Genomic DNA, 18,809 nt, shown 5'->3' with positions numbered 1-18,809 from the left:
CCGCCAGCGCTGGGAGCGGGACCCGCGTCGGCACCGGGGCCGGCGATGTGCCCGCCGCCCGCGCTCACCGTGTCTCCCGACGGAAGGTGACCACACCGGACGTCGCGGCGACCAGCACGAAGACCAGGCCGACCACGGGGTGCCCGATCGAGATCCAGGCGCCGCCGGCGGCGACGATGAGCGCGACCTCGACGATCGTCTTGCCCACGATGTCCGTCTCGATCGGCGAGCGCGAGGAACGGAACAGGAAGTAGACCACCGCGGCGAAGAGCGGCGCACCGATCACGAACAGCAGCCCGGGCATCGGGAACGGCCACGCGTAGTACCCCCACGTCGCCAGGGAGAGCAGGCCGAACACGCACACGACGACGCGCAACACGCTCCAGACGTCGACACGGCGGGGGGACACCGCGTCGTCGTGCGGGTCCGGGGTGTCCGACCAGTCCACCGGGGACTGCGGGGCGTTGCTCATGCGGTGCCTACTTGAAGATGATCGTGCGGGCGCCGTCGAGGAGGACCCGGTCCTCCGCGATCCAGCGCACCGCCTGGGTGAGCGTGCGGGACTCCTCGTCCTGGCCGATCGAGACCAGTTCGGACGGGTCCTTCGTGTGGTCGACGCGGACGACGTTCTGCTCGATGATCGGCCCCTCGTCGAGGTCGCTCGTGACGAAGTGCGCCGTCGCGCCGATGAGCTTCACGCCGCGGGCATGGGCCTGTCGGTACGGGTTCGCACCCTTGAACCCGGGCAGGAACGAGTGGTGGATGTTCACCGCACGGCCCCGCAGGGCGGTGCAGAGCTCCGGCGACAGGATCTGCATGTAGCGCGCCAGGACGACGAGCTCGATGTCGTGCTCGTCCACCGCCTGCAGGACGCGCTGCTCCATCGCCTGCTTGCTGTCGGCGTCGGTGACCGGCCGGTGCTCGAACGGGACCGAATAGAACGCCGCCAGCTCGGACAGCTCAGCGTGGTTGGACAGCACGAGCGGCACGTCGATCGGCAGCTGCCCGCTGCGCTGCCGGTACAGCAGGTCGTTCAGGCAGTGCCCCGCCTTCGACACGAGCACCAGCGTGCGCATCGGCCGGCCGACCACGTCGAGCTGCACGCGCATGCCGTACCGCTCGACGACCGGAGCCAGGGCCTGTTCGAACGTCGACCGGTCGACCGGGGCCATGACCTGCAGGCGCATGAAGAACGTGTTGGTGTCGTGGCTCGAGAACTGCTGCGACTCGGTGATGTTGCCGTTCGCCTGCACGACGGCTCCGGAGACGGCGTGCACGATCCCGGGCTGGTCGTCGCAGACCAGCGTGAGGGTCCAGTGCGTGGCGGTGCTGTCGGTCACGGGATCAGGCTACCGGGGGCGGACCGGACGGGAGGCCCGGCGCGGCTCCGGTGGGTACGCCGCGGTCGCGCGCTGCGCTGCGTCCGTGGTGCGAGCTGCGTTCGCGCAACCGATTCCTCCTCGAACCACGCGATCGCGTGGTTCGAGGAGGTTCCGGTTGTGCGAAGCCCGCCGGGCCCCGGCGGTCGCGGCCGCGCCGCGTCCGCGTCAGGCCGCGGGGCGCTCGCGGAGTGCGCGGTCGCCGATGGTGAGCATGCTCAGCAGCACGGCGATGCCGACGATCACCCACCCGAGCACGTGCAGGTCGGCGGTCGTGGGGCCCTGCCCGAACACCCCGCCGATGAGCGAGGACGCCGCGATCGCCCCGATGTAGACGCTGGTGCGCGAGAGCCCGGCAGCGGTGCCGATCGACTCCGCGGGGACGATCCGGTACAGCGCGGCCTGGTTCGACACCGAGGCCAGCGCCTGCGGGATGCCGAACAGCGCGGGGGCGAGCGCCAGCAACACGAGCGGGGACCCGGTGTGCAGCCCGAGCAGCAGCAGTCCGCCGACGATCGGGACGGTGGCCGCGACGATGAGCGGGCCGCGGACGGCCGTCTTCCGGGCGATCAGGAAGGACGCGATCCCGGCGATGACGGCAGCCGGCAACTGGATGTACCCGGCCTGGTCGCTGGAGTACCCGGCGACGTCCTGCACCCACTGCGAGAAGCCGTAGGTCATCGTGTACGCGAGCATGTAGACCAGGAACAGCCGGACGTAGGTGCGGCTCAGGGCTCCGTTCCGCGCCAGCATCCGCACGTCGATGAACGGCTTGGTCGCGCGGAGCTCCCAGAGCACGAGCGCGACGAGCAGCACGACTGCGACGCCCAGCAGCCACCACAGCCCGGCCGTGATGTCGAGCAGGAACACCAGCAGCGCCGAGACCGTGCCCGTCATCAGCACCATGCCGAACGGGTCGAGTGCCGTGAGCACCGGGACATCGGCGTCGGTGCGGGGGCGGAGCCGGTCGGAGGGCAGCCAGAGTCCGGCGACCACCAGTCCGAACGCGGCGAGCGGGACGTTCACCAGGAAGATCGCGTGCCAGCCGAACGCGGCGATGAGGGCTCCGCCGAGGGGTGGCCCCGCCGCGGCGGACACGAGCGAGGTGATCGACAGCGCGCCGAGCACCAGCGGCGGCGTGGGCTTGCCGATGCGCAGGGAGTGCTGCCGCAGCGTCGTGAGCGCCGCCGGGTACGCCGACGAGGTCCCGATGCCGATGAGCACGCGGGCGAACACGGCACCACCGAACCCCGTCAGCACCTCGGGGACCACCCCGGCGATCCCGACGACCACGAGCCCGGCCATGAAGACCTTCTTCGGGCCGAAGCGGTCCGCGAGCTTGCCCATCGTCGGCTGTGCGATCGCACTCGCCAGGTAGAGCGCCGCCACGAGCCAGATCGCCTGGGAGGCCCCGATGCCGAGGTCGCGCGAGATCGGTGCGAGTGCGACGGACACCATCGTGGTGTTGATCGGGTTGAGCAGCGGTCCGACCAGGACCGGGATCAGCAGCTTCGGGCCGAAGCCGCTGCCGCCGGAGTCGGGGGTGACGACGGGGACGGGACGCGTGGAGGTGGACGTGGTGCGGCTTCTTCCGGGGTGGTGGCCGGTCGTCAGGACTCGGTCAGGGGGGTGAGGATGGCGATGGCACGGGCGACGGTGTCGCGGTCGTCCGCCGGCAGGGCGGCGAGGCGGTCCGCCAGGACGCCGGTGCGGGTCGCCCACGAGTCCTGGCGGGCGCGGGAGCCGCCGTCCGTCGCACGGACGAGCGTGCGTCGACCGTCCGCAGGGTCGGGTCGGCGTTCGACGAGCCCGAGGTCGACGAGCGCCTGCACGGTCGCGCCCATCGACTGCGGACGGACACCCTCGGCCCGTGCGAGGTCAGCGACCGTCGACTCACCGTGGCGCAACAGTCGACCGAGTGCGGCGGTCTGCGAGGCGGTGACCTGGTCGGCCTTGCCCGTCAGCAGGGTCCGGCGGATGCGGCCGTGCAGCGTGAGCAGGTCGCCCGCGAGCTCGACGTGCGATTCCATACCGTCACGGTACTACTTCGGCAGCCGGGCTTGCAAGGTTGCCTTCTGGTTTCAGGCCTCGAAGACGATCCGCCGCTTCGTGACCGTGAAGCCGGCCCGCTCGAACGCCCGGCGCATCGGCACGTTCTCGGAGTCCGTCGTGCCGACCACCCGCGGTTCCCCGGCAGCACCGTGGACGCGGAGCGCCGCGGCGAGCAGCGCGTCCACGACGCCCCTGCCCCGGTGCTGCGGCAGGACCGCGATGTAGCTGATCGCGGCGTCGTACGCCGTGCGGGTCGCCAGCACGAAGCCGACCACCAGTCCGTCGGCGTCCTCGGCGACGAGCCAGTCCTGACGGCGACCCGGCAGGGTCAGGTAGAACTCGAGGTCATCCGCCGCGGTGCCGTGCGCACCGAGCTCGGCGACGGTGGCGCGGGTGTGGGCGTCGAGCGAGCCGACGGTGACGCGGGCGAACAGGTCGAGGAACTCGGCGTCGTCGCCGGTCCGGAACGTCAGGTCGCCGTCCGTGCGTGCCGCCGGGAGGCCCGTTCCCGGCTCCCACGCGACGCTCACCCGTTCGGTGGTTCGGCCGAGCCCCGCGGTGCGTGCCGCCTGCTCGCGCCAGGCGACCGCGGCGACCGCCCGCGGGTCGTCGTGCCAGTCGACGGCGACGTCGACCACCCACTCGGGCAGCGTGCCGAACGCCTCGGCGCCGGCGCGGATCAGGCCCGCGGCGACGGCCACACGCTCGTCATCGTCGGAGACGTCCACGATCAGGTCGTCGAGGGTGGAGGGCTTCGCCGCGTCCGAGCCGCCCCACCACAGCGCTCGTCCGATCGGGCGGCCGTCGCGCTCGGCGAGGAACGACCACTCCGGGCGGTAGTTGCGCGTGACGGACTCCTGCCGGTACCGGTCTGCATCGATCCACGAGACGGGGTCCGACGTCGAGAACGCGAGCAGGGCCTCCAGGTCGTCCGGAGGCGACGCACGGAACGTGACGGTCACCGACGGCTCGTCATCGTCGTCACCAGGTGCTCCTGGACGTAGCCGAGCCAGTCGTAGACGTCGCGCAGGCCGACGCCGTCCGCGGCGGTCCGGGTGGCTTCCTCGGTGTCGGCATCGACGATGCCGAGCCGGTCTGCGATCGTGAGCCGTAGGTCGGTCAGGCAGCGGAGCCAGGACTGCTCGTCCGCCGGGGTCAGCGCTCCCGCACGCGCGCCGGTCAGCCAGGCGTGCACGGTCTCGGCGTTGGCGGACTTGGCGTCCCGCAGGTCGTCCCGGGTGTACCGGCGGAACTCGCTGCTGGCCTGTCGGTCGCCGGGGTAGGCGTCCGGGAACATCCGGAGCGTCACCGGGTCGGAGTCGAGGTCGCCGCCGAGCAGCTCGCGCAGCTGCTCGACCAGGCTCGTGAGCAGCGAGCGCTCGCCGGAGGCGAGGCCGAGGTGGATGCCGTCACCGCGACGGACGAAGGGGATCACGAGTCGGATGCCCGGTCGACCGTCGCCTGCAGGCCGAAGCCGTGCATGGCCTGGACGTGTCGTTCCATCGCCTCGCGGTTGCCGGTCGCGACGACGGCACGCCCCTCGGAGTCGACCTGGTGCATCAGGCGCTCGGCCTTCGCACGCGGGAACCCGAAGTAGCTCTGGAAGACGTACGTGACGTACGACATCAGGTTGACCGGGTCGTCCCAGACCACCGTCACCCACGGGACGTCCGGCCGGAGCCGGGTGCGCTCGTCCGTGTCGGCGTCGATGCGCTCGTCGACGGACGGCGTCAACAGGGTCATGCAACCAGGGTGACACAGACGGGGCGGCTCGGTACGATCGTCTCGTCGCGACTGGCGTCGGATGGGTCACCATCAGGGAGCGACACTCGACACGGTGCGTGGCCGTACGCCTGGGCCACGCCGACCGATCCTCGCCGCCGGACACGCTCCGGCTCGTCACCAAGGAGTCCCGTGTCCATCACCGATCTGTCCCCCTTCGTCGCCGGTTCGCCCGAGTCCCCGGACGCCTCCGGCGCGGCGTTCGACCAGGCCGCCGCACGCGCCGCCTTCAACGCCCCGCTCAGCGAGGTCGACCCGGAGATCGCCCGGGTCCTGCAGCAGGAGCTCGGTCGTCAGCGCGACTTCCTCGAGATGATCGCCTCCGAGAACTTCGTCCCCCGCGCCGTGCTCGAGTCGCAGGGCTCCGTCCTGACGAACAAGTACGCCGAGGGCTACCCGGGCAAGCGCTACTACGGCGGCTGCGAGTACGTCGACGTCGCCGAGTCCCTCGCCATCGAGCGCGCCAAGAAGCTCTTCGGCGCCGACTATGCCAACGTCCAGCCGCACTCCGGCGCCACGGCCAACGCGGCGGTCCTGCACGCAATCGCCTCGGCCGGCGACACGATCCTCGGGCTCGAGCTCGCCCACGGCGGGCACCTGACGCACGGCATGAAGCTCAACTTCTCGGGCCGGATCTACAACGCCGTGTCCTACGGCGTCGACCCCACCACGTTCCAGGTCGACTACGACGACATCCGCGCCAAGGCCGTCGAGCACCAGCCCAAGGTCATCATCGCTGGCTGGTCGGCCTACCCCCGCCAGCTCGACTTCGCGAAGTTCCGTGAGATCGCGGACGAGGTCGGCGCCAAGCTCTGGGTCGACATGGCGCACTTCGCGGGGCTCGTCGCCGCGGGCCTGCACCCGTCGCCCGTCCCGCACGCGCACGTCGTGTCCACGACCGTGCACAAGACGCTCGCCGGTCCGCGCTCGGGTCTGATCCTGTCGAACGACGAGACCCTGTTCAAGAAGCTCAACTCCGCCGTGTTCCCGGGCCAGCAGGGCGGGCCGCTCATGCACGTGATCGCGGCGAAGGCCACCGCGTTCCTGCTCGCCGCGACGCCGGAGTTCAAGGACCGCCAGGAGCGCACCATCCGCGGCGCCCAGGCCCTGGCGGCACGCCTGACCCAGGACGACGCGCGCCAGGCCGGCATCGACGTCCTGACCGGCGGCACCGACGTGCACCTGGTGCTGGTCGACCTGCGCGAGTCCGAGGTCGACGGCAAGCAGGCCGAGGACCTGCTGCACGAGGTCGGCATCACCGTGAACCGCAACTCCGTGCCGTTCGACCCGCGTCCGCCGATGGTCACCTCCGGGGTCCGCATCGGCACCTCGGCGCTCGCCACCCGCGGGTTCAGCGACGCCGAGTTCACCGAGGTCGCCGACATCATCGCGCTGACGCTCATGCCGAACCCGGACGTCGCAGCGCTCTCGGCCCGGGTGAAGACCCTGACCGACGCGTTCCCCCTGTACGCGTGAACGACACCGCACCGCTGGTCCACGAGCGCTGGGCCGGCGAGGGCTCTGCCGTCCGCATCGACGGCACCGCTCTGGCCTCCCGCACGCTCGACGACCTGAAGACCCGGATCGACCGGCTGCACGACCACGGGTTCCGCCCGGGCCTCGGCACAATCATGGTCGGCCAGAACGCGGGCTCGGTGTCGTACGTGGCGGGCAAACACCGCGACTCGGCGCAGATCGGGCTCGACTCCATCCGGATCGACCTGCCGGAGACTGCGTCCGCCGCCGACATCCGTGCCGCGATCCTGCAGATGAACGACGACCCCCGGGTCACCGCCTTCATCGTCCAGCTCCCGCTGCCGCAGGGCATCGACCCGATCCCCATGCTCGAGCTCATGCACCCGGCCAAGGACGCCGACGGCCTGCACCCGACGAACCTCGGCGAGCTCGTCCTCGCCGTCCCGGGTGGCGCCGGCACGATCGACGCCCCGCTGCCCTGCACCCCGCGCGGCATCGTCGCGATGCTCGAGGCGTACGACGTCCCGATCCGGGGGCAGCACGTCACGATCATCGGCCAGGGGCTGACGGTCGGACGCCCGCTCGGGCTGCTGCTCACCCGGCTCGAGGCCACGGCGACGCTGACCCACTCGCTGACCGAGGACGTCGCTGCCGAGTGTCGTCGCGCCGACATCATCGTCGCCGCGGCCGGGGTCGCCGGACTCGTCAAGCCGGACTGGGTGAAGCCGGGGGCCGCGGTCATCGACGTCGGCATCACCCGCGTGGTGAACGAGGAGACGGGCAAGGCCAAGCTGCACGGCGACGTCGACCCGGCGGTTGCATCGGTGGCGGGGTACCTGACACCGACGCCGGGCGGCGTCGGACCGATGACGCGGGCGATGCTCATGAAGAACGTCGTCGAGGCCGCCGAGCGCCACCTGCACTGAGCGGGCGGGGCCGCGGGGCGGTCGCCGCGTTCGCACAACCAAAACCACCTCGCACCACGGCAATCCGTGGTGCGAGGTGGTTTTGGTTGTGCGGAGCCGAGCCGAGCCGAACGGGCGGCCGCCGGGCAGGTCAGTCGCGCCGGGCGCCCTGTGCTGCGTGCACCGTGAACACGGTCGGCTCGCGGTACCCGGCCTCGGCGAACGCGGCCACGGCGGCAGTGCTGATCGCCTCGCGCTGCCCGGCGTCCACGAGTGCGATCGCCGCGCCACCGAACCCGCCGCCCGTCATCCGAGCCCCGACCGCACCGTGCGCCATCGCGGTCGCGACGGCCAGGTCGAGCTCGGGGACGGAGATCTCGAAGTCATCGCGCATCGACTCGTGCGACGCGACGAGCAGCTCGCCGATCGCGCGGGGGCCGTGCTCGCGCAGTGTCCGCACGGTGTCGAGCACGCGCTGGTCCTCGGTCACGATGTGCCGCACCCGCCGGAAGGTCTCGTCGTCGAGCAGCTCCTGCGCCCGGGGGAGGTCGTCGACGGTCACGTCGCGCAGGGCCTCCACCCCGAGCACCTGTGCCCCCTTCTCGCACGATGCCCGCCGCGCGGCGTAGCCACCCGTGGCATGGGCGTGCTCGACACGGGTGTCGATGACCAGGACCTCGAGCCCGTTCGCCTCGAGCGCCATGTCGACCACGGCGGTGTCGAGTGTCCGGCAGTCCAGGAACACCACGGCATCGCGCTCGCCGAGCAGGGACGCAGACTGGTCCATGATCCCGGTGGGGGCCCCGACGGCGTGGTTCTCGGAGTACTGCCCGACGCGGGCGAGCTGCTTGCGGTCGAGCCCGAGTTCCCACAGGTCGTTGAACGCCAGCGCGACCCCGCACTCGATCGCCGCACTGGAGGACAGGCCGGCACCGACGGGCACGTCGGACTCGATGAACACGTCGAACCCGGTCTTGTCGCTCAGGTCGGCGCCCTGCTCGCGCAACGCCCAGGCGATGCCGAACACGTACGCGGACCACCCGTCCATCGCGGCCGGGTCGAGGTCGTCGAGGGAGAGCGAGACGACGGACTCCGGGTCGAACGCGGAGGCGACGCGCAGCACCCGGTCGGTCCGCGGTGCGATCGACGCGGTGGTGCGCCGGTCGATCGCGAACGGCAGGACGTAGCCCTCGTTGTAGTCGGTGTGCTCACCGATCAGGTTGACGCGACCGGGCGCGGAGTACCGCACCGTGGGCCCGTACCCGAACACCTGCTGGAACGTCATGCGCGCTCGATCCCTCCTCGGATGAACTCGGCCGCCTTCTCGGGCACGAGGTCCCCGATCCAGGCGCCCATGGCGGCTTCACTGCCGGCCAGGAACTTCAACTTGTCGGCTGCCCGCCGCGGGGACGTGATCTGGAGCATCAGCCGCACGGTGTCGCGAGCAGTGTGGACGGGCGCCTGGTGCCACGCGGCGATGTACGGCGTGGGGTCGCCGTAGAGCTCGTCGAGGCCCCGCGTGAGCCGCAGGTGCATGTGGGCGAGCTCGTCCTTCTCGGCATCGGTCAGCCCGGCGAAGTCCGGGACGTGGCGGTGCGGCAGCATGTGGATCTCGATCGGCCAGCGCGCGGCGAACGGTACGAAGGCGGTGAAGTGCTCGCCGGCCAGCACGACCCGTTCGGAGTCACGCTCGTTCGCCAGGTGCTGCTCGAAGAGGTCCGGCCCGAAACGCTCGATCGAGTCCAGCAGCCGCTGCGTGCGCGGTGTGACGTAGGGGTAGGCGTAGATCTGCCCGTGTGGGTGGTGCAGCGTGACGCCGATCGCCTGCCCGCGGTTCTCGAACGGGAACACCTGCTGGATGCCCGGCATCGCCGACAGTGCAGCGGTGCGGTCCGCCCAGGCCTCGACGACGGTGCGTGCCCGCGACTCGGAGATCGACGCGAACGACCCGGCGGTCTCGGGCGAGAAACACACGACCTCGCACCGGCCGACCGAGCGGAAGGTCCGGTTCAGCCCGACGTCGGTCAGGTCGCCGAGCGAGCCGGGGGCGTCGTCGGCCTGCAGTGCCGGGCCGAACGACGGCGAGCGGTTCTCGAACACCGCGACGTCGTACACGCTCGGGATCTCTGACGGGTTGGCAGCGGACTGCGGCGCGAGGGGGTCCTGGTCGGCCGGGGGCAGGAACACGCGGTTCTGCCGGCTGCTGGCGATGGAGACCCACTCGCCGGTCAGGACGTCCTGTCGCATCGTGGCCGTCACGGGCCGCGGGTCGAGCGTCCGTTCGTCGACACGGCGCTCGGCGGACAGCTGCGTGTCCGCATCGTCGAAGTAGATGAGGTCGCGGCCGTCCGCGAGCTTCGTCGCGCGCTTGGTGATCACCGATCCATCCTAGCCGCAGTCCGAAGCGTTGCGAAAGTGATCGGAAGCAGGCGAAACTTGGGCCGTGACCGACGACGACCTCTCCTTCCTGGCCGGCACGATGCCGGCGCCGCTCCGCCAGGACCGCATCGTCACGATCGTCGACGGCGCGCCAGGCATGGTCAGGACCGCTGCGCTCGCCGCGGCACTCGGCACGAGCGAGGTCACGGTCCGTCAGGACCTCGCGGTGCTCGACCGGGAGGCTCGGCTGCGGCGGGTGCACGGCGGTGCGGTCCGTCTCGGTGTCGGTTCCCGCGAGCGACCGTTCGAGGAGACCGCCGTCGAGCACCAGGTGGCCAAGGCCGCCATCGGCCGCGCCGCGGCCGCGCTGGTGCGGTCCGGGGAGTGCGTGCTGCTCGACGTGGGCACGACGCCGGCCGCCGTCGCCGAGGCGCTCGTCGCTCGCGAGGACCTGGTCGACGTCACCGTCGTGACGAACTCCCTGACGACGGCACTCGCCCTCGAACGCGCCGTCCCGCGGTTCACCGTGATCGTCACGGGTGGCACGCTCCGGCCGCTCCAACACTCGCTCGTCGCGCCATTCAACAACACCGTCCTGCCGGTGATCGCGGCGGACGTGGTGTTCCTGGGCGGCACGGGCCTGGACGTCGAGCACGGCCTGACGAACGTCAACCTGCCCGAGACCGAGGCCAAGCGCGTCCTCGCCGCCGCGGCCGGGCGTACCGTCGTCGTGGTGGACGGCTCGAAGTTCGGGCACGCCCACGTCGGGGTCGTCCGGGCCCTGGCCGACATCGACGTCGTCGTCACCGCGGACGCGCTGCCGGAGGACGTCGCACCGGTGCGGGCAGCGGGCGTCGACGTCGTCGTGGCGGACGACAGCACGGCATCGGGAAGGAACCACAGCGCATGACCGCAGCAGCACCCACCGGAGGTCAGTACCGCCTCCGTCACGCCGGCCCGGACGGGGTCGTCGAGGCGGTCGTCACCGAGGTGGCGGCGGGCATCCGCCAGCTCACCGTCGCGGGCTTCGACCTGACCGAGCCCTTCCCTGTGTCCGAGGCGCCCGCGGGAGCGAACGGCATCGTGCTGGTCCCGTGGCCCAACCGCGTCGCCGGAGGAGCCTGGGAGCTGGACGGCAAGCGCCAGCAGCTCGACGTGTCCGAGCCGAAGTTCGGCAACGCCTCACACGGCCTGCTCCGGTTCTCGCCGTACCGACTGGTGGCGCAGACCGAGTCGGGAGTGGAGCAGACGGCGACCATCCATCCGCAGCACGGATGGCCGTTCACCCTCGAGACCCGCGTGCACCACGAGCTCGTGGATGACGGCATCCGCATCACCCACACCGTCACGAACCGCTCCGGCGTGCGCGCTCCGTTCGCCGTCGGGTCGCACCCGTACCTGCGCGCCGGTGACACCCCGGCCGAGGACCTCGTCGTGACGCTCGACGCCGCCACCGCGTTCACCGTGGACGAGCGGAAGATCCCGAACGGCACGCAGTCCGTCGACGGCACCGACCTCGACCTGCGGCAGGGGCGTCGCGCGGGGGATTCGGACCTGGACACCGCCTACACCGACGTCACGCCCGACGACGAGGGCATCCGTCGGACGACGATCCACGGTCCGGAGGGCGACGGCGTCCAGCTGTGGCAGGACCCGTCCTTCCCCTACGTGCAGGTGTTCACGTCGCGCGAGTTCCCGCGTAGCGAGGGCGAGGGCAAGGGCCTGGCGGTCGCGGTCGAACCGATGACGGCGCCGGCCGATGCGCTGAACTCGGGGGAAGGCCTGCGCTGGCTCGAGCCCGACGATTCCTGGACCGGCTCGTGGGGGATCCGCCGCGTCTGGTCCTGACCCGGCCGGCGGTCAGCGGCGACGCATGCGGAGCGCTTCGACCGCGAGCGACTCGGAGTCGTAGCGGCCGATCTCCTGCGCCCACGCGGGGTCGTCCCCGCGCAGGGCGATGAACTGCTTGCGCTGCCGGCACACGTAGCCGAGCACGCTCGACGCCGTGGACACCTCGGCGAAGTCCTTGCGGATGTGCCGGGTCGTGACGTGCGCGTTCCGCCGGAGCGTGTCCAGCAGGAGCTGGTCGCTCATGGTGGTGTTGGTCGCTGCGGCGAGCTCGACGATGCGGCGCGCGTCTCCGGTGCTGCTGGACTGCGTGGCGTCGATGTGCTCGATCACGGTGTACCCCGTTCGTTCTGGTGCGGATGGTGCGACGGGAACGACCTCGGTCGATCCGGGTATGACACTATCGGCGGCAGACCAGCAGATCGCTGTGGGCAACCTGGGGTGTGCAGAAGGAACGCCATGAGCTGCCTGTGGAGCACTTGTACCCCGAGGGAAGCGGAGTGGGCCCCGTGGGGCTCGAACCCACGACCCTCGGATGAAAAGTCGGGTGGGCGGTGCCAGTGGGCCCCGTGGGGCTCGAACCCACGACCCTCGGATGAGAAGTGGGGTGGGCGGTTCCAGTGGGCCCCGTGGGGCTCGAACCCACGACCCTCGGATGAAAAGTGGGGTGGGCGGTTCCAGTGGGCCCCGTGGGGCTCGAACCCACGACCCTCGGATGAAAAGTCGGGTGGGCGGTTCCAGTGGGCCCCGTGGGGCTCGAACCCACGACCCTCGGATGAAAAGTCGGGTGGGCGGTTCCAGTGGGCCCCGTGGGGCTCGAACCCACGACCCTCGGATGAAAAGTCGGGTGGGCGGTTCCAGTGGGCCCCGTGGGGCTCGAACCCACGACCCTCGGATTAAAAGTCCGGTGCTCTACCAACTGAGCTAGAGGCCCTCACCCGCAAGGCTAGCGGGCGAGGGCCTCCGGGACCGAATGCGTCGGGACGGCGGCGGAGGTCACCCCCGCCGGCTGGTCAGCGTGCGCAACAGCCACATGACCACCGCGATGACGAGCAGCACGAGGCCGACCCACAGCAGGAACTTCAGGCTCGCGGTGAAGCCACCGACGAACAGCAGGATGACCGCGATGACGGCCAGGATGATGAGCAGCGGGTTCATGAGGGTCCTCTCTTCCGTTGTGGGAGGAGTCCCTCCCTCGCCCGCACACGGTACGCGGAACGGCCGCGACGGGTTGCGCTGGTAGGGAGCGGGCGTGTCACCGGCGACGCCTACACTGCTGCGGTGCCTCGCGATCACCACCGTCCTGTCCACTTCACCGACGCCGAGTTCGCCGCGCTGCAGGGCGGCGAGGACCCGGCCCTGGTGAACCGCGTCGCGCACGAGACCGCGAACGCGCTGCTGCACCGCGTGCGCCAGGACCCCGACCCGCAGGTGGTCGAGCGGCTGGTGACCTACACGGACGTGCACGGCATCGAGGCCGTCGCCGAGCTGTGGGCACGGGTCGGGGCGCACACGCTGCCGGGGGCGCTGTGGCGGATCTACCTGATGCGCACGGTGATCCGGCAGAACCCGGACGAGATCGCGTACTTCTTCACGCGCGGCACGGAGCGGATCACCACGATCGACCAGGCCGTTGCCGGGGCCGAGCAGCCGACCGGCCCGGCGGAGATCCTGTCGCTCGCGGACAGCATCCTGCACGGGCTGTACACGGGGGACTTCGCGGTGGCACTCGACCGCGGGGCGGCCTTCTGTCGACTCGCCGCCGCGGGGGCGACCAGCGTGGCGGACGACTCCGACCTGACGGCGGAAGCGCGTGCCAGCGTCCTGACGGTCCGCGCCTTCCGTCTGGCGGAGCTGGCCGAGGACCTCTCCGCAGCGGCGGCGCTCTGGCGCCGCGACGCCCTGGACTGACGGCCCGCGCGGCCGGACGCGGCGGACCTGCACCGGGCCTCCTGGCCGGACGCCGAAGCGTCTACCGGAAGCAGGCAGAGGAAGACCGTCCCGGAAGCAGGCAGAGGAAGACCGTCCCGGAAGCGGGCAGAGGAAGACCGTCCCGGAAGCGGGCAGAGGAAGACCGTCCCGGAAGCGGGAAGAGGAAGACCGGGCCGCAGAAGCGCCTCTCGGCGCGAGGCCGCTCGAAGCGGCGAATTTTGGAGCCCGGGGCTTGCTGCGGCCCGGCGAGGTCGAGTCTACGAGATCCCACCCGAGCGCGCGTCCGTGTTCACTCTCGGTGGACACGGACACGCCGGGCGCGTCGACGCGGGAGGCGCTCCGAGACGACGATCCGGACGAGAACCGGTCTTCGAGCAAACCGACTGGGCGAGGGTGCCGAATCATCAGCGTGTGACGGAACCCATGGGTCGTCACACGGCGAGGGTCACCCTGTGCGACTCGACCCGGTCCACCCGGCCGGAGTAATTCCCTGCGGGTCGCGCAGGGCCCCTCGTGCCGACCGTTCCCGAGACACCGCACAGCCGAACACCGGCGGTGAATCGGACCACCCGAGCACCGGAAGGAGGAAAACCTGCAATGCTTGCGATCGTGGAACGCGACACCGACAGCTGGAGCTCGACCGAGCGCGCCCCTGTGTCCGCTGACTCCCTCCTCCTCCGGGTCGCCCAGGGCGACCAACAGGCCTTCTCCGAGCTCTACGACGAACTCGCCGGCCGGGTCCTGGGGCTCATCACACGGCTCCTCCGGGACCGCGCACAGTCCGAAGAGGTTGCACAAGAGGTCTTCCTCGAGGTCTGGCAACAGGCCGCGAAGTTCGACACCGGCCGCGGCAGTGCAGCGAGCTGGATCCTCACCATGGCCCACCGCCGGGCCGTCGACCGGGTCCGGGCCGCACAGTCTTCTCGAGACCGCGACACCAAGATCGGCATCCGCGACTTCGAGTCCGGGTTCGACCAGGTGTCCGAGTCCGTCGAGATCCGCATCGAACACGAGCGGGTCAGCCGGGCCCTCGGTCGTCTGACCGAGTTCCAGCGCCAGGCAGTCCAGTTGTCCTACTACGGCGGCTACTCGCACAGCGAGATGGCCGAGATGCTCGGGGTGCCGATCGGCACCGTGAAGACCCGTCTCCGCGACGGGATGATTCGTCTACGCGACGAGATGGGGGTGACGTCATGACACAACGACACGACGACCCCGCGCTCCTGACCGGATCCTGGGCGACCGACGCCCTCACCGAGGACGAGCGCCGCGAGTTCGAGATCGCACTCGCTGAATCCCCCGAGCTCCGTGCCGAGGCTGACTCGCTCGCCGAGACCGCACGTGCCCTGGCCTACGCGGTCGAGTCCGTCGCACCGCCCGCGTCGCTCAAGTCCTCGCTGATGGCGGCGATCCAGACGATGCCCCAGGCTCCCGCCGAGCCGGTCGCCCCGGCGCGTCACCTCGCCTCGACCGAGGCGCCCGAACCCGTCCAGGAGGCCCCCAGCGCCTCCGTCACGTCCCTCGCCTCCGGTGGTGGCGCGGCCAGTGCTGCGGCTCGCCGTCGGTGGTTCCAGCGTCCGGCAGCGTTCATCGGTGCCGTCGCGGCAGTCGGTGTGGTGTGTGTCTCCCTCGGACTCGGTGCCGGCGGCGCGATCTTCGGCAGCGGCTCCGGCCCCGAGGTCACCTCCTCGCAGGCAGCGTCCGGTCTCGACCAGATCTACGCCTCGCCCGACTTCGCACGGAAGAGCGCGACGGTCACCGGCGGCGGCACGGCAACGGTCGTGTGGTCGGACCAGCTCGGCAAGTCGGCCGTCATCCTCGACGGCGTGAAGGCCGCTCCGGACGACAAGACCTACGAGCTCTGGTACATCGGTTCGCAGGACACCGGCGGCACCATCAAGTCCGCCGGTCTCATGAACGACGTCGACGGCGGCGTGCGCTCGGCGGTGCTGAGCGGCGAGAAGGCGAGCGGCGCGACGATCGGCATCACGGTCGAGCCCGCCGGTGGCTCGAAGCAGCCGACCACGACCCCGATCGTGGCGGTCCCCACCGACTCGGTGTAGTCCCCGCGACCAGGAAGGCCCGGCACCGTCCCTGTGGACGGTGCCGGGCCTTCGTCATGACCACGAGAGGCCCGGCACCGTCCGTTGCGGACGTGCACCGGGCCTCCAGGCCGTGCCAGGTGTCAGCTCATCCGAAGCGACCCGAGACGTAGTCCTCGGTGGCCTTGACCGACGGGTTCGAGAACATCGTCGTGGTGTCGTCGTACTCGATGAGCTTGCCGGGGGCGCCGGTACCCGCGATGTTGAAGAACGCGGTCCGGTCGCTGACGCGCGACGCCTGCTGCATGTTGTGGGTCACGATGACGATCGTGAAGTCCTTCTTGAGCTCCTCGATCAGGTCCTCGATCGCCAGGGTCGAGATCGGGTCGAGTGCCGAGCAGGGCTCGTCCATCAGGAGCACGTCGGGCTGGACGGCGATCGCGCGAGCGATGCACAGACGCTGCTGCTGCCCACCGGACAGGCCCATGCCGGGCTTGTCGAGGCGGTCCTTGACCTCGTTCCAGAGGTTGGCACCCTGCAGCGACCGCTCGACGATGTCGTCGGCCTCCGAGCGGCTGATGCGCTTGTTGTTGAGCTTCACGCCGGCGAGCACGTTGTCCTTGATGGACATCGTCGGGAACGGGTTCGGGCGCTGGAACACCATGCCGACCTGGCGGCGGACGATGACCGGGTCGACGCCCGGGGCGTACAGGTCGTCGCCGTCGATCTTGACCGAGCCCTCGACGTACGCGCCGGGGATGACCTCGTGCATGCGGTTGAGCGTGCGGAGGAACGTGGACTTGCCGCAGCCGGACGGGCCGATGAACGCGGTGACCGTGCGGGGCTCGATGATCATGTCGACGCCCTCGACGGCGCGGAACTTCGAGTAGTAGACGTTGAGGCCGTCGACCTCGATGCGCTTGGACACGGTGATCCTTACTGTGTTCGGGACTCGCGCTAGCGCGAGAGCTTGGGGGCGAAGAGGCGGGTGACGAAGCGTGCCAGCAGGTTCAGGAGCATCACGATCAGGATGAGCACCAGTGCGGCGGTCCAGGCCCGGTCGACGAACGGCACCGGGTTGGCGCCCTGCTGCGAGTACTGCGTGTAGGCGAACACCGGCAGGGTCATCATCGGGTTGCCGAACAGGTCGTAGTTCATGCTCGACGTGTAGCCGGCCGTGACCAGGAGCGGTGCGGTCTCGCCGATGACGCGGGCGATCGCGAGCATGACGCCCGTCGTGATGCCGGCGAGGCTCGTGGGCAGGACGATCTTCACGATGGTCAGCCACTTCGGGACGCCGAGCGCGTAGGAGGCCTCGCGGAGTTCCATCGGGACGATCTTCAGGACCTCTTCGGTGGACCGCACGATGATCGGGATCATCAGGACCGCGAGGGCGATCGAGCCGACCAGGCCGAAGCGGGCACCCGGGCCGAGGAAGAGCGCGAAGAGCGAGTAGGCGAACAGGCCGGCGACGATCGACGGGATGCCCGTCATGACGTCGACGAAGAACGTGATGCCGCGAGCGAGTGCACCGCGGCCGTACTCGACCAGGTAGATCGAGGTGAGCAGGCCGATCGGGACGCTGATCAGCGCCGCGAACAGCGTGATCTCGAGTGTGCCGACGAGCGCGTGCAGCGCACCGCCGCCGACCGAGATGACGCCGCGCATCGAGTACGAGAAGAAGGCGACGTCGAACCGGGCGAGCCCGTCGGCGATCACGGTCCACAGCAGCGAGACGAGCGGCAGGACCGCGATCACGAACGCGGTGATCACGAGCGAGGTGACCAGCCGGTCGACGGCCTTGCGTCCGCCTTCGACGATGCGCGAGACGACGACGATCAGGACGTCGAACAGGACCGTGCCGAGGAACAGCGCGGCCACGACGTTGAAGTCCTTGACCGCACCGCCGGCGTTGAGCAGCGCGAAGACGAGGGCCAGCGCGACCCAGCTGCCGCCGAGGAGCAGCCACGGGACGGACTTGTGCAGCTTGCCGTTGGCGAAGACGTTGCCGGCGGACTGACGGAGTGCGAGGGACATCGGGGCGTGACCTCTCAGCTGACGCGTGCGCGCACGATGTACCGCGCGAGCATGTTGATGACCAGGGTGATGACGAACAGGATCAGGCCCGTCGCGATGAGCGCGTTCAGGGCCGTTCCGGACGCCTCGGCGAACTGCAGGGCGATGTTCGCCGCGATGGTCGAGGGGTTGAGCGACGTGAGCACCTTGAAGGTGACGTTCGTCGAGACCGACAGCACCAGGGCGATGGCCATCGTCTCGCCGAGAGCACGGCCGAGACCGAGCATGACCGCGGACACGATCCCGGACTTGGCGAACGGCAGGACCGACAGGCGGATCATCTCCCAGCGGGTGGCGCCGAGGGCGAGGGCGGCCTCTTCGTTGAGGGTCGGCGCCTGCAGGAAGATCTCGCGCATGATCGCCGTCATGATCGGGATCGTCATGACCGCGAGCACGATCGACGCGGTCAGGATCGTGCGACCCGTGCCGGAGACCTGCCCGGAGAACAGCGGGATCCACGCGAAGTACTCGTTGAGGAACGCGTAGAACGGCTTCACGAACTGCGACAGCACGACGATGCCCCACAGGCCGTAGACGACCGAGGGCACCGCGGCGAGCAGGTCGATGACGTAGCCGAGCAGCGGTGCGATGCGCCGGGGCGCGAAGTGCGAGATGAAGAGGGCGATGCCGAGCGAGAGCGGCACGGCCATGACGAGCGCGAGCAGCGCGGACCACACGGTGCCGAAGACCAGCGGGCCGACGTACTCCCAGAAGTTCCCGGCCTGGTTCGGCAGTTCGCCGACCTTCGCCGAGAAGGCGGGGATGCTCTGCCAGACCAGGAAGGCCGCGACCAGGGCGAGGACCACCAGGATGAGGCCACCGGAGATGACCGAGGCGGCGGAGAACACGCGGTCGCCGACACGGACGACGGCCTTGGGCTTCGGCGGGGTGATCGAAGGACCCTGTTTGACGGGTGCGGTCGTCATGGGGAGTGGACT

At 70.4% G+C, this 18,809-nt stretch carries 21 protein-coding genes, 1 tRNA gene and 1 riboswitch; of the genes, 7 read left to right on the top strand and 15 right to left on the bottom strand.

Translation table 11 applies throughout. The annotated features are described in order from the left end of the window. Nucleotides 1–64 precede the first annotated feature (64 nt). The 7 genes from DEJ13_RS15810 to clpS form a co-directional block, all read right to left on the bottom strand. A complete protein-coding gene (locus DEJ13_RS15810) occupies nucleotides 65–472 on the bottom strand; it encodes a YrdB family protein (protein ID WP_111106376.1) in 408 nt (135 codons plus the stop codon). Between the two features lie 7 nt (nucleotides 473–479). After that, nucleotides 480–1,340 (bottom strand): formyltetrahydrofolate deformylase, encoded by an 861-nt coding sequence (gene purU / locus DEJ13_RS15805; RefSeq protein ID WP_111106377.1) that lies wholly within the window; start codon nucleotides 1,338–1,340, stop codon nucleotides 480–482. Nucleotides 1,341–1,547: 207 nt separating this feature from the next. Beyond that, a complete protein-coding gene (locus DEJ13_RS15800; protein WP_258374049.1) occupies nucleotides 1,548–3,101 on the bottom strand; it encodes an MFS transporter in 1,554 nt (517 codons plus the stop codon). Beyond that, nucleotides 2,990–3,409: a MarR family winged helix-turn-helix transcriptional regulator gene (locus DEJ13_RS15795; RefSeq protein WP_082517784.1), complete on the bottom strand. Its 420-nt coding sequence runs from the start codon at nucleotides 3,407–3,409 to the stop codon at nucleotides 2,990–2,992. The genes DEJ13_RS15800 and DEJ13_RS15795 overlap by 112 nt, the downstream gene beginning before the upstream one ends. 51 nt (nucleotides 3,410–3,460) lie before the next feature. Beyond that, on the bottom strand, nucleotides 3,461–4,393 hold the full coding sequence (locus DEJ13_RS15790; RefSeq protein WP_111106379.1) for a GNAT family N-acetyltransferase: 933 nt from the start codon (nucleotides 4,391–4,393) through the stop codon (nucleotides 3,461–3,463). Continuing rightward, nucleotides 4,390–4,866 (bottom strand): DUF2017 domain-containing protein, encoded by a 477-nt coding sequence (locus DEJ13_RS15785; RefSeq protein WP_056120353.1) that lies wholly within the window; start codon nucleotides 4,864–4,866, stop codon nucleotides 4,390–4,392. The genes DEJ13_RS15790 and DEJ13_RS15785 overlap by 4 nt, the downstream gene beginning before the upstream one ends. After that, nucleotides 4,863–5,174 carry an ATP-dependent Clp protease adapter ClpS gene (gene clpS / locus DEJ13_RS15780; RefSeq protein ID WP_111106380.1) on the bottom strand — a complete coding sequence of 104 codons (312 nt, stop codon included), beginning with the start codon at nucleotides 5,172–5,174 and terminating at the stop codon, nucleotides 4,863–4,865. Before clpS ends, DEJ13_RS15785 begins: the two co-directional genes overlap by 4 nt. Nucleotides 5,175–5,211: 37 nt before the next feature. Then, nucleotides 5,212–5,297, top strand: a riboswitch (ZMP/ZTP riboswitch). A 177-nt stretch (nucleotides 5,298–5,474) separates the two neighbouring features. Between clpS and glyA the strand changes: the two genes are divergently transcribed. Then, nucleotides 5,475–6,689 carry a serine hydroxymethyltransferase gene (glyA, locus tag DEJ13_RS15775; protein ID WP_502868739.1) on the top strand — a complete coding sequence of 405 codons (1,215 nt, stop codon included), beginning with the start codon at nucleotides 5,475–5,477 and terminating at the stop codon, nucleotides 6,687–6,689. Continuing rightward, nucleotides 6,686–7,615 carry a tetrahydrofolate dehydrogenase/cyclohydrolase catalytic domain-containing protein gene (locus tag DEJ13_RS15770; protein WP_258374051.1) on the top strand — a complete coding sequence of 310 codons (930 nt, stop codon included), beginning with the start codon at nucleotides 6,686–6,688 and terminating at the stop codon, nucleotides 7,613–7,615. The genes glyA and DEJ13_RS15770 overlap by 4 nt, the downstream gene beginning before the upstream one ends. 130 nt (nucleotides 7,616–7,745) lie before the next feature. On the opposite strand, the gene galK is transcribed toward DEJ13_RS15770, so the two are convergent. After that, nucleotides 7,746–8,879: a galactokinase gene (gene galK, locus DEJ13_RS15765; RefSeq protein ID WP_056120349.1), complete on the bottom strand. Its 1,134-nt coding sequence runs from the start codon at nucleotides 8,877–8,879 to the stop codon at nucleotides 7,746–7,748. Continuing rightward, nucleotides 8,876–9,973 (bottom strand): galactose-1-phosphate uridylyltransferase, encoded by a 1,098-nt coding sequence (galT, locus tag DEJ13_RS15760; RefSeq protein ID WP_056120346.1) that lies wholly within the window; start codon nucleotides 9,971–9,973, stop codon nucleotides 8,876–8,878. Before galT ends, galK begins: the two co-directional genes overlap by 4 nt. A 64-nt stretch (nucleotides 9,974–10,037) precedes the next feature. Between galT and DEJ13_RS15755 the strand changes: the two genes are divergently transcribed. Continuing rightward, nucleotides 10,038–10,883: a DeoR/GlpR family DNA-binding transcription regulator gene (locus tag DEJ13_RS15755; protein ID WP_181436966.1), complete on the top strand. Its 846-nt coding sequence runs from the start codon at nucleotides 10,038–10,040 to the stop codon at nucleotides 10,881–10,883. Beyond that, a complete protein-coding gene (locus DEJ13_RS15750) occupies nucleotides 10,880–11,821 on the top strand; it encodes an aldose 1-epimerase family protein (protein WP_111106381.1) in 942 nt (313 codons plus the stop codon). The genes DEJ13_RS15755 and DEJ13_RS15750 overlap by 4 nt, the downstream gene beginning before the upstream one ends. Nucleotides 11,822–11,833: 12 nt before the next feature. Here the strand turns inward: DEJ13_RS15750 and DEJ13_RS15745 are convergent, their stop codons facing one another. From DEJ13_RS15745 to DEJ13_RS15735, 3 genes are all read right to left on the bottom strand, one after another. Next, entirely contained in the window at nucleotides 11,834–12,154 is a 321-nt protein-coding gene (locus tag DEJ13_RS15745) for a hypothetical protein (protein WP_056120340.1), read from the bottom strand. Nucleotides 12,155–12,682: 528 nt separating this feature from the next. Next, nucleotides 12,683–12,755: transfer RNA gene (locus DEJ13_RS15740), tRNA-Lys, on the bottom strand. A gap of 62 nt (nucleotides 12,756–12,817) precedes the next feature. After that, nucleotides 12,818–12,979 carry a hypothetical protein gene (locus DEJ13_RS15735; RefSeq protein WP_181436968.1) on the bottom strand — a complete coding sequence of 54 codons (162 nt, stop codon included), beginning with the start codon at nucleotides 12,977–12,979 and terminating at the stop codon, nucleotides 12,818–12,820. Nucleotides 12,980–13,102: 123 nt separating this feature from the next. Between DEJ13_RS15735 and DEJ13_RS15730 the strand changes: the two genes are divergently transcribed. The 3 genes from DEJ13_RS15730 to DEJ13_RS15720 all read left to right on the top strand — a co-directional run bounded on the left by DEJ13_RS15730 (nucleotide 13,103) and on the right by DEJ13_RS15720 (nucleotide 15,816). Then, nucleotides 13,103–13,732, top strand: a complete 630-nt coding sequence (locus DEJ13_RS15730; RefSeq protein WP_056120417.1) for a hypothetical protein — start codon at nucleotides 13,103–13,105, stop codon at nucleotides 13,730–13,732. A 618-nt stretch (nucleotides 13,733–14,350) separates the two neighbouring features. After that, nucleotides 14,351–14,950 carry an ECF RNA polymerase sigma factor SigK gene (gene sigK, locus DEJ13_RS15725; RefSeq protein ID WP_111106382.1) on the top strand — a complete coding sequence of 200 codons (600 nt, stop codon included), beginning with the start codon at nucleotides 14,351–14,353 and terminating at the stop codon, nucleotides 14,948–14,950. Beyond that, entirely contained in the window at nucleotides 14,947–15,816 is an 870-nt protein-coding gene (locus DEJ13_RS15720) for an anti-sigma factor (RefSeq protein ID WP_111106383.1), read from the top strand. Before sigK ends, DEJ13_RS15720 begins: the two co-directional genes overlap by 4 nt. Before the next feature lie 127 nt (nucleotides 15,817–15,943). Here DEJ13_RS15720 and pstB read toward each other — a convergent pair whose 3' ends face one another. The 3 genes from pstB to pstC are packed head-to-tail and all read right to left on the bottom strand — an operon-like array spanning nucleotide 15,944 to nucleotide 18,797. Then, nucleotides 15,944–16,723 carry a phosphate ABC transporter ATP-binding protein PstB gene (pstB, locus tag DEJ13_RS15715; RefSeq protein WP_056120332.1) on the bottom strand — a complete coding sequence of 260 codons (780 nt, stop codon included), beginning with the start codon at nucleotides 16,721–16,723 and terminating at the stop codon, nucleotides 15,944–15,946. 29 nt (nucleotides 16,724–16,752) lie between these two features. Beyond that, nucleotides 16,753–17,832 carry a phosphate ABC transporter permease PstA gene (gene pstA, locus DEJ13_RS15710; protein WP_111106384.1) on the bottom strand — a complete coding sequence of 360 codons (1,080 nt, stop codon included), beginning with the start codon at nucleotides 17,830–17,832 and terminating at the stop codon, nucleotides 16,753–16,755. 14 nt (nucleotides 17,833–17,846) lie between these two features. After that, nucleotides 17,847–18,797 (bottom strand): phosphate ABC transporter permease subunit PstC, encoded by a 951-nt coding sequence (gene pstC, locus DEJ13_RS15705; protein WP_056120326.1) that lies wholly within the window; start codon nucleotides 18,795–18,797, stop codon nucleotides 17,847–17,849. Nucleotides 18,798–18,809 lie beyond the last annotated feature (12 nt).

The sequence above is a fragment of the Curtobacterium sp. MCLR17_007 genome, from assembly GCF_003234655.2.
GTDB lineage: Bacteria > Actinomycetota > Actinomycetes > Actinomycetales > Microbacteriaceae > Curtobacterium.
Note: the sequence above shows the minus strand (reverse complement) of the source record. Positions and strands in the feature narration are given on the sequence as shown.

Excerpts from the sequence above, each read along its gene's own strand:
- sigK (WP_111106382.1), top strand. The coding sequence starts at position 14,351 with ATGCTTGCGATCGTGGAACGCGACACCGACAGCTGGAGCTCGACCGAG.
- DEJ13_RS15735 (WP_181436968.1), bottom strand. The coding sequence starts at position 12,979 with ATGAACCCGCTGCTCATCATCCTGGCCGTCATCGCGGTCATCCTGCTG.
- clpS (WP_111106380.1), bottom strand. The coding sequence starts at position 5,174 with ATGACCCTGTTGACGCCGTCCGTCGACGAGCGCATCGACGCCGACACG.
- galK (WP_056120349.1), bottom strand. The coding sequence starts at position 8,879 with ATGACGTTCCAGCAGGTGTTCGGGTACGGGCCCACGGTGCGGTACTCC.
- DEJ13_RS15810 (WP_111106376.1), bottom strand. The coding sequence starts at position 472 with ATGAGCAACGCCCCGCAGTCCCCGGTGGACTGGTCGGACACCCCGGAC.
- pstA (WP_111106384.1), bottom strand. The coding sequence starts at position 17,832 with ATGTCCCTCGCACTCCGTCAGTCCGCCGGCAACGTCTTCGCCAACGGC.
- DEJ13_RS15750 (WP_111106381.1), top strand. The coding sequence starts at position 10,880 with ATGACCGCAGCAGCACCCACCGGAGGTCAGTACCGCCTCCGTCACGCC.
- pstC (WP_056120326.1), bottom strand. The coding sequence starts at position 18,797 with ATGACGACCGCACCCGTCAAACAGGGTCCTTCGATCACCCCGCCGAAG.
- DEJ13_RS15795 (WP_082517784.1), bottom strand. The coding sequence starts at position 3,409 with ATGGAATCGCACGTCGAGCTCGCGGGCGACCTGCTCACGCTGCACGGC.
- DEJ13_RS15720 (WP_111106383.1), top strand. The coding sequence starts at position 14,947 with ATGACACAACGACACGACGACCCCGCGCTCCTGACCGGATCCTGGGCG.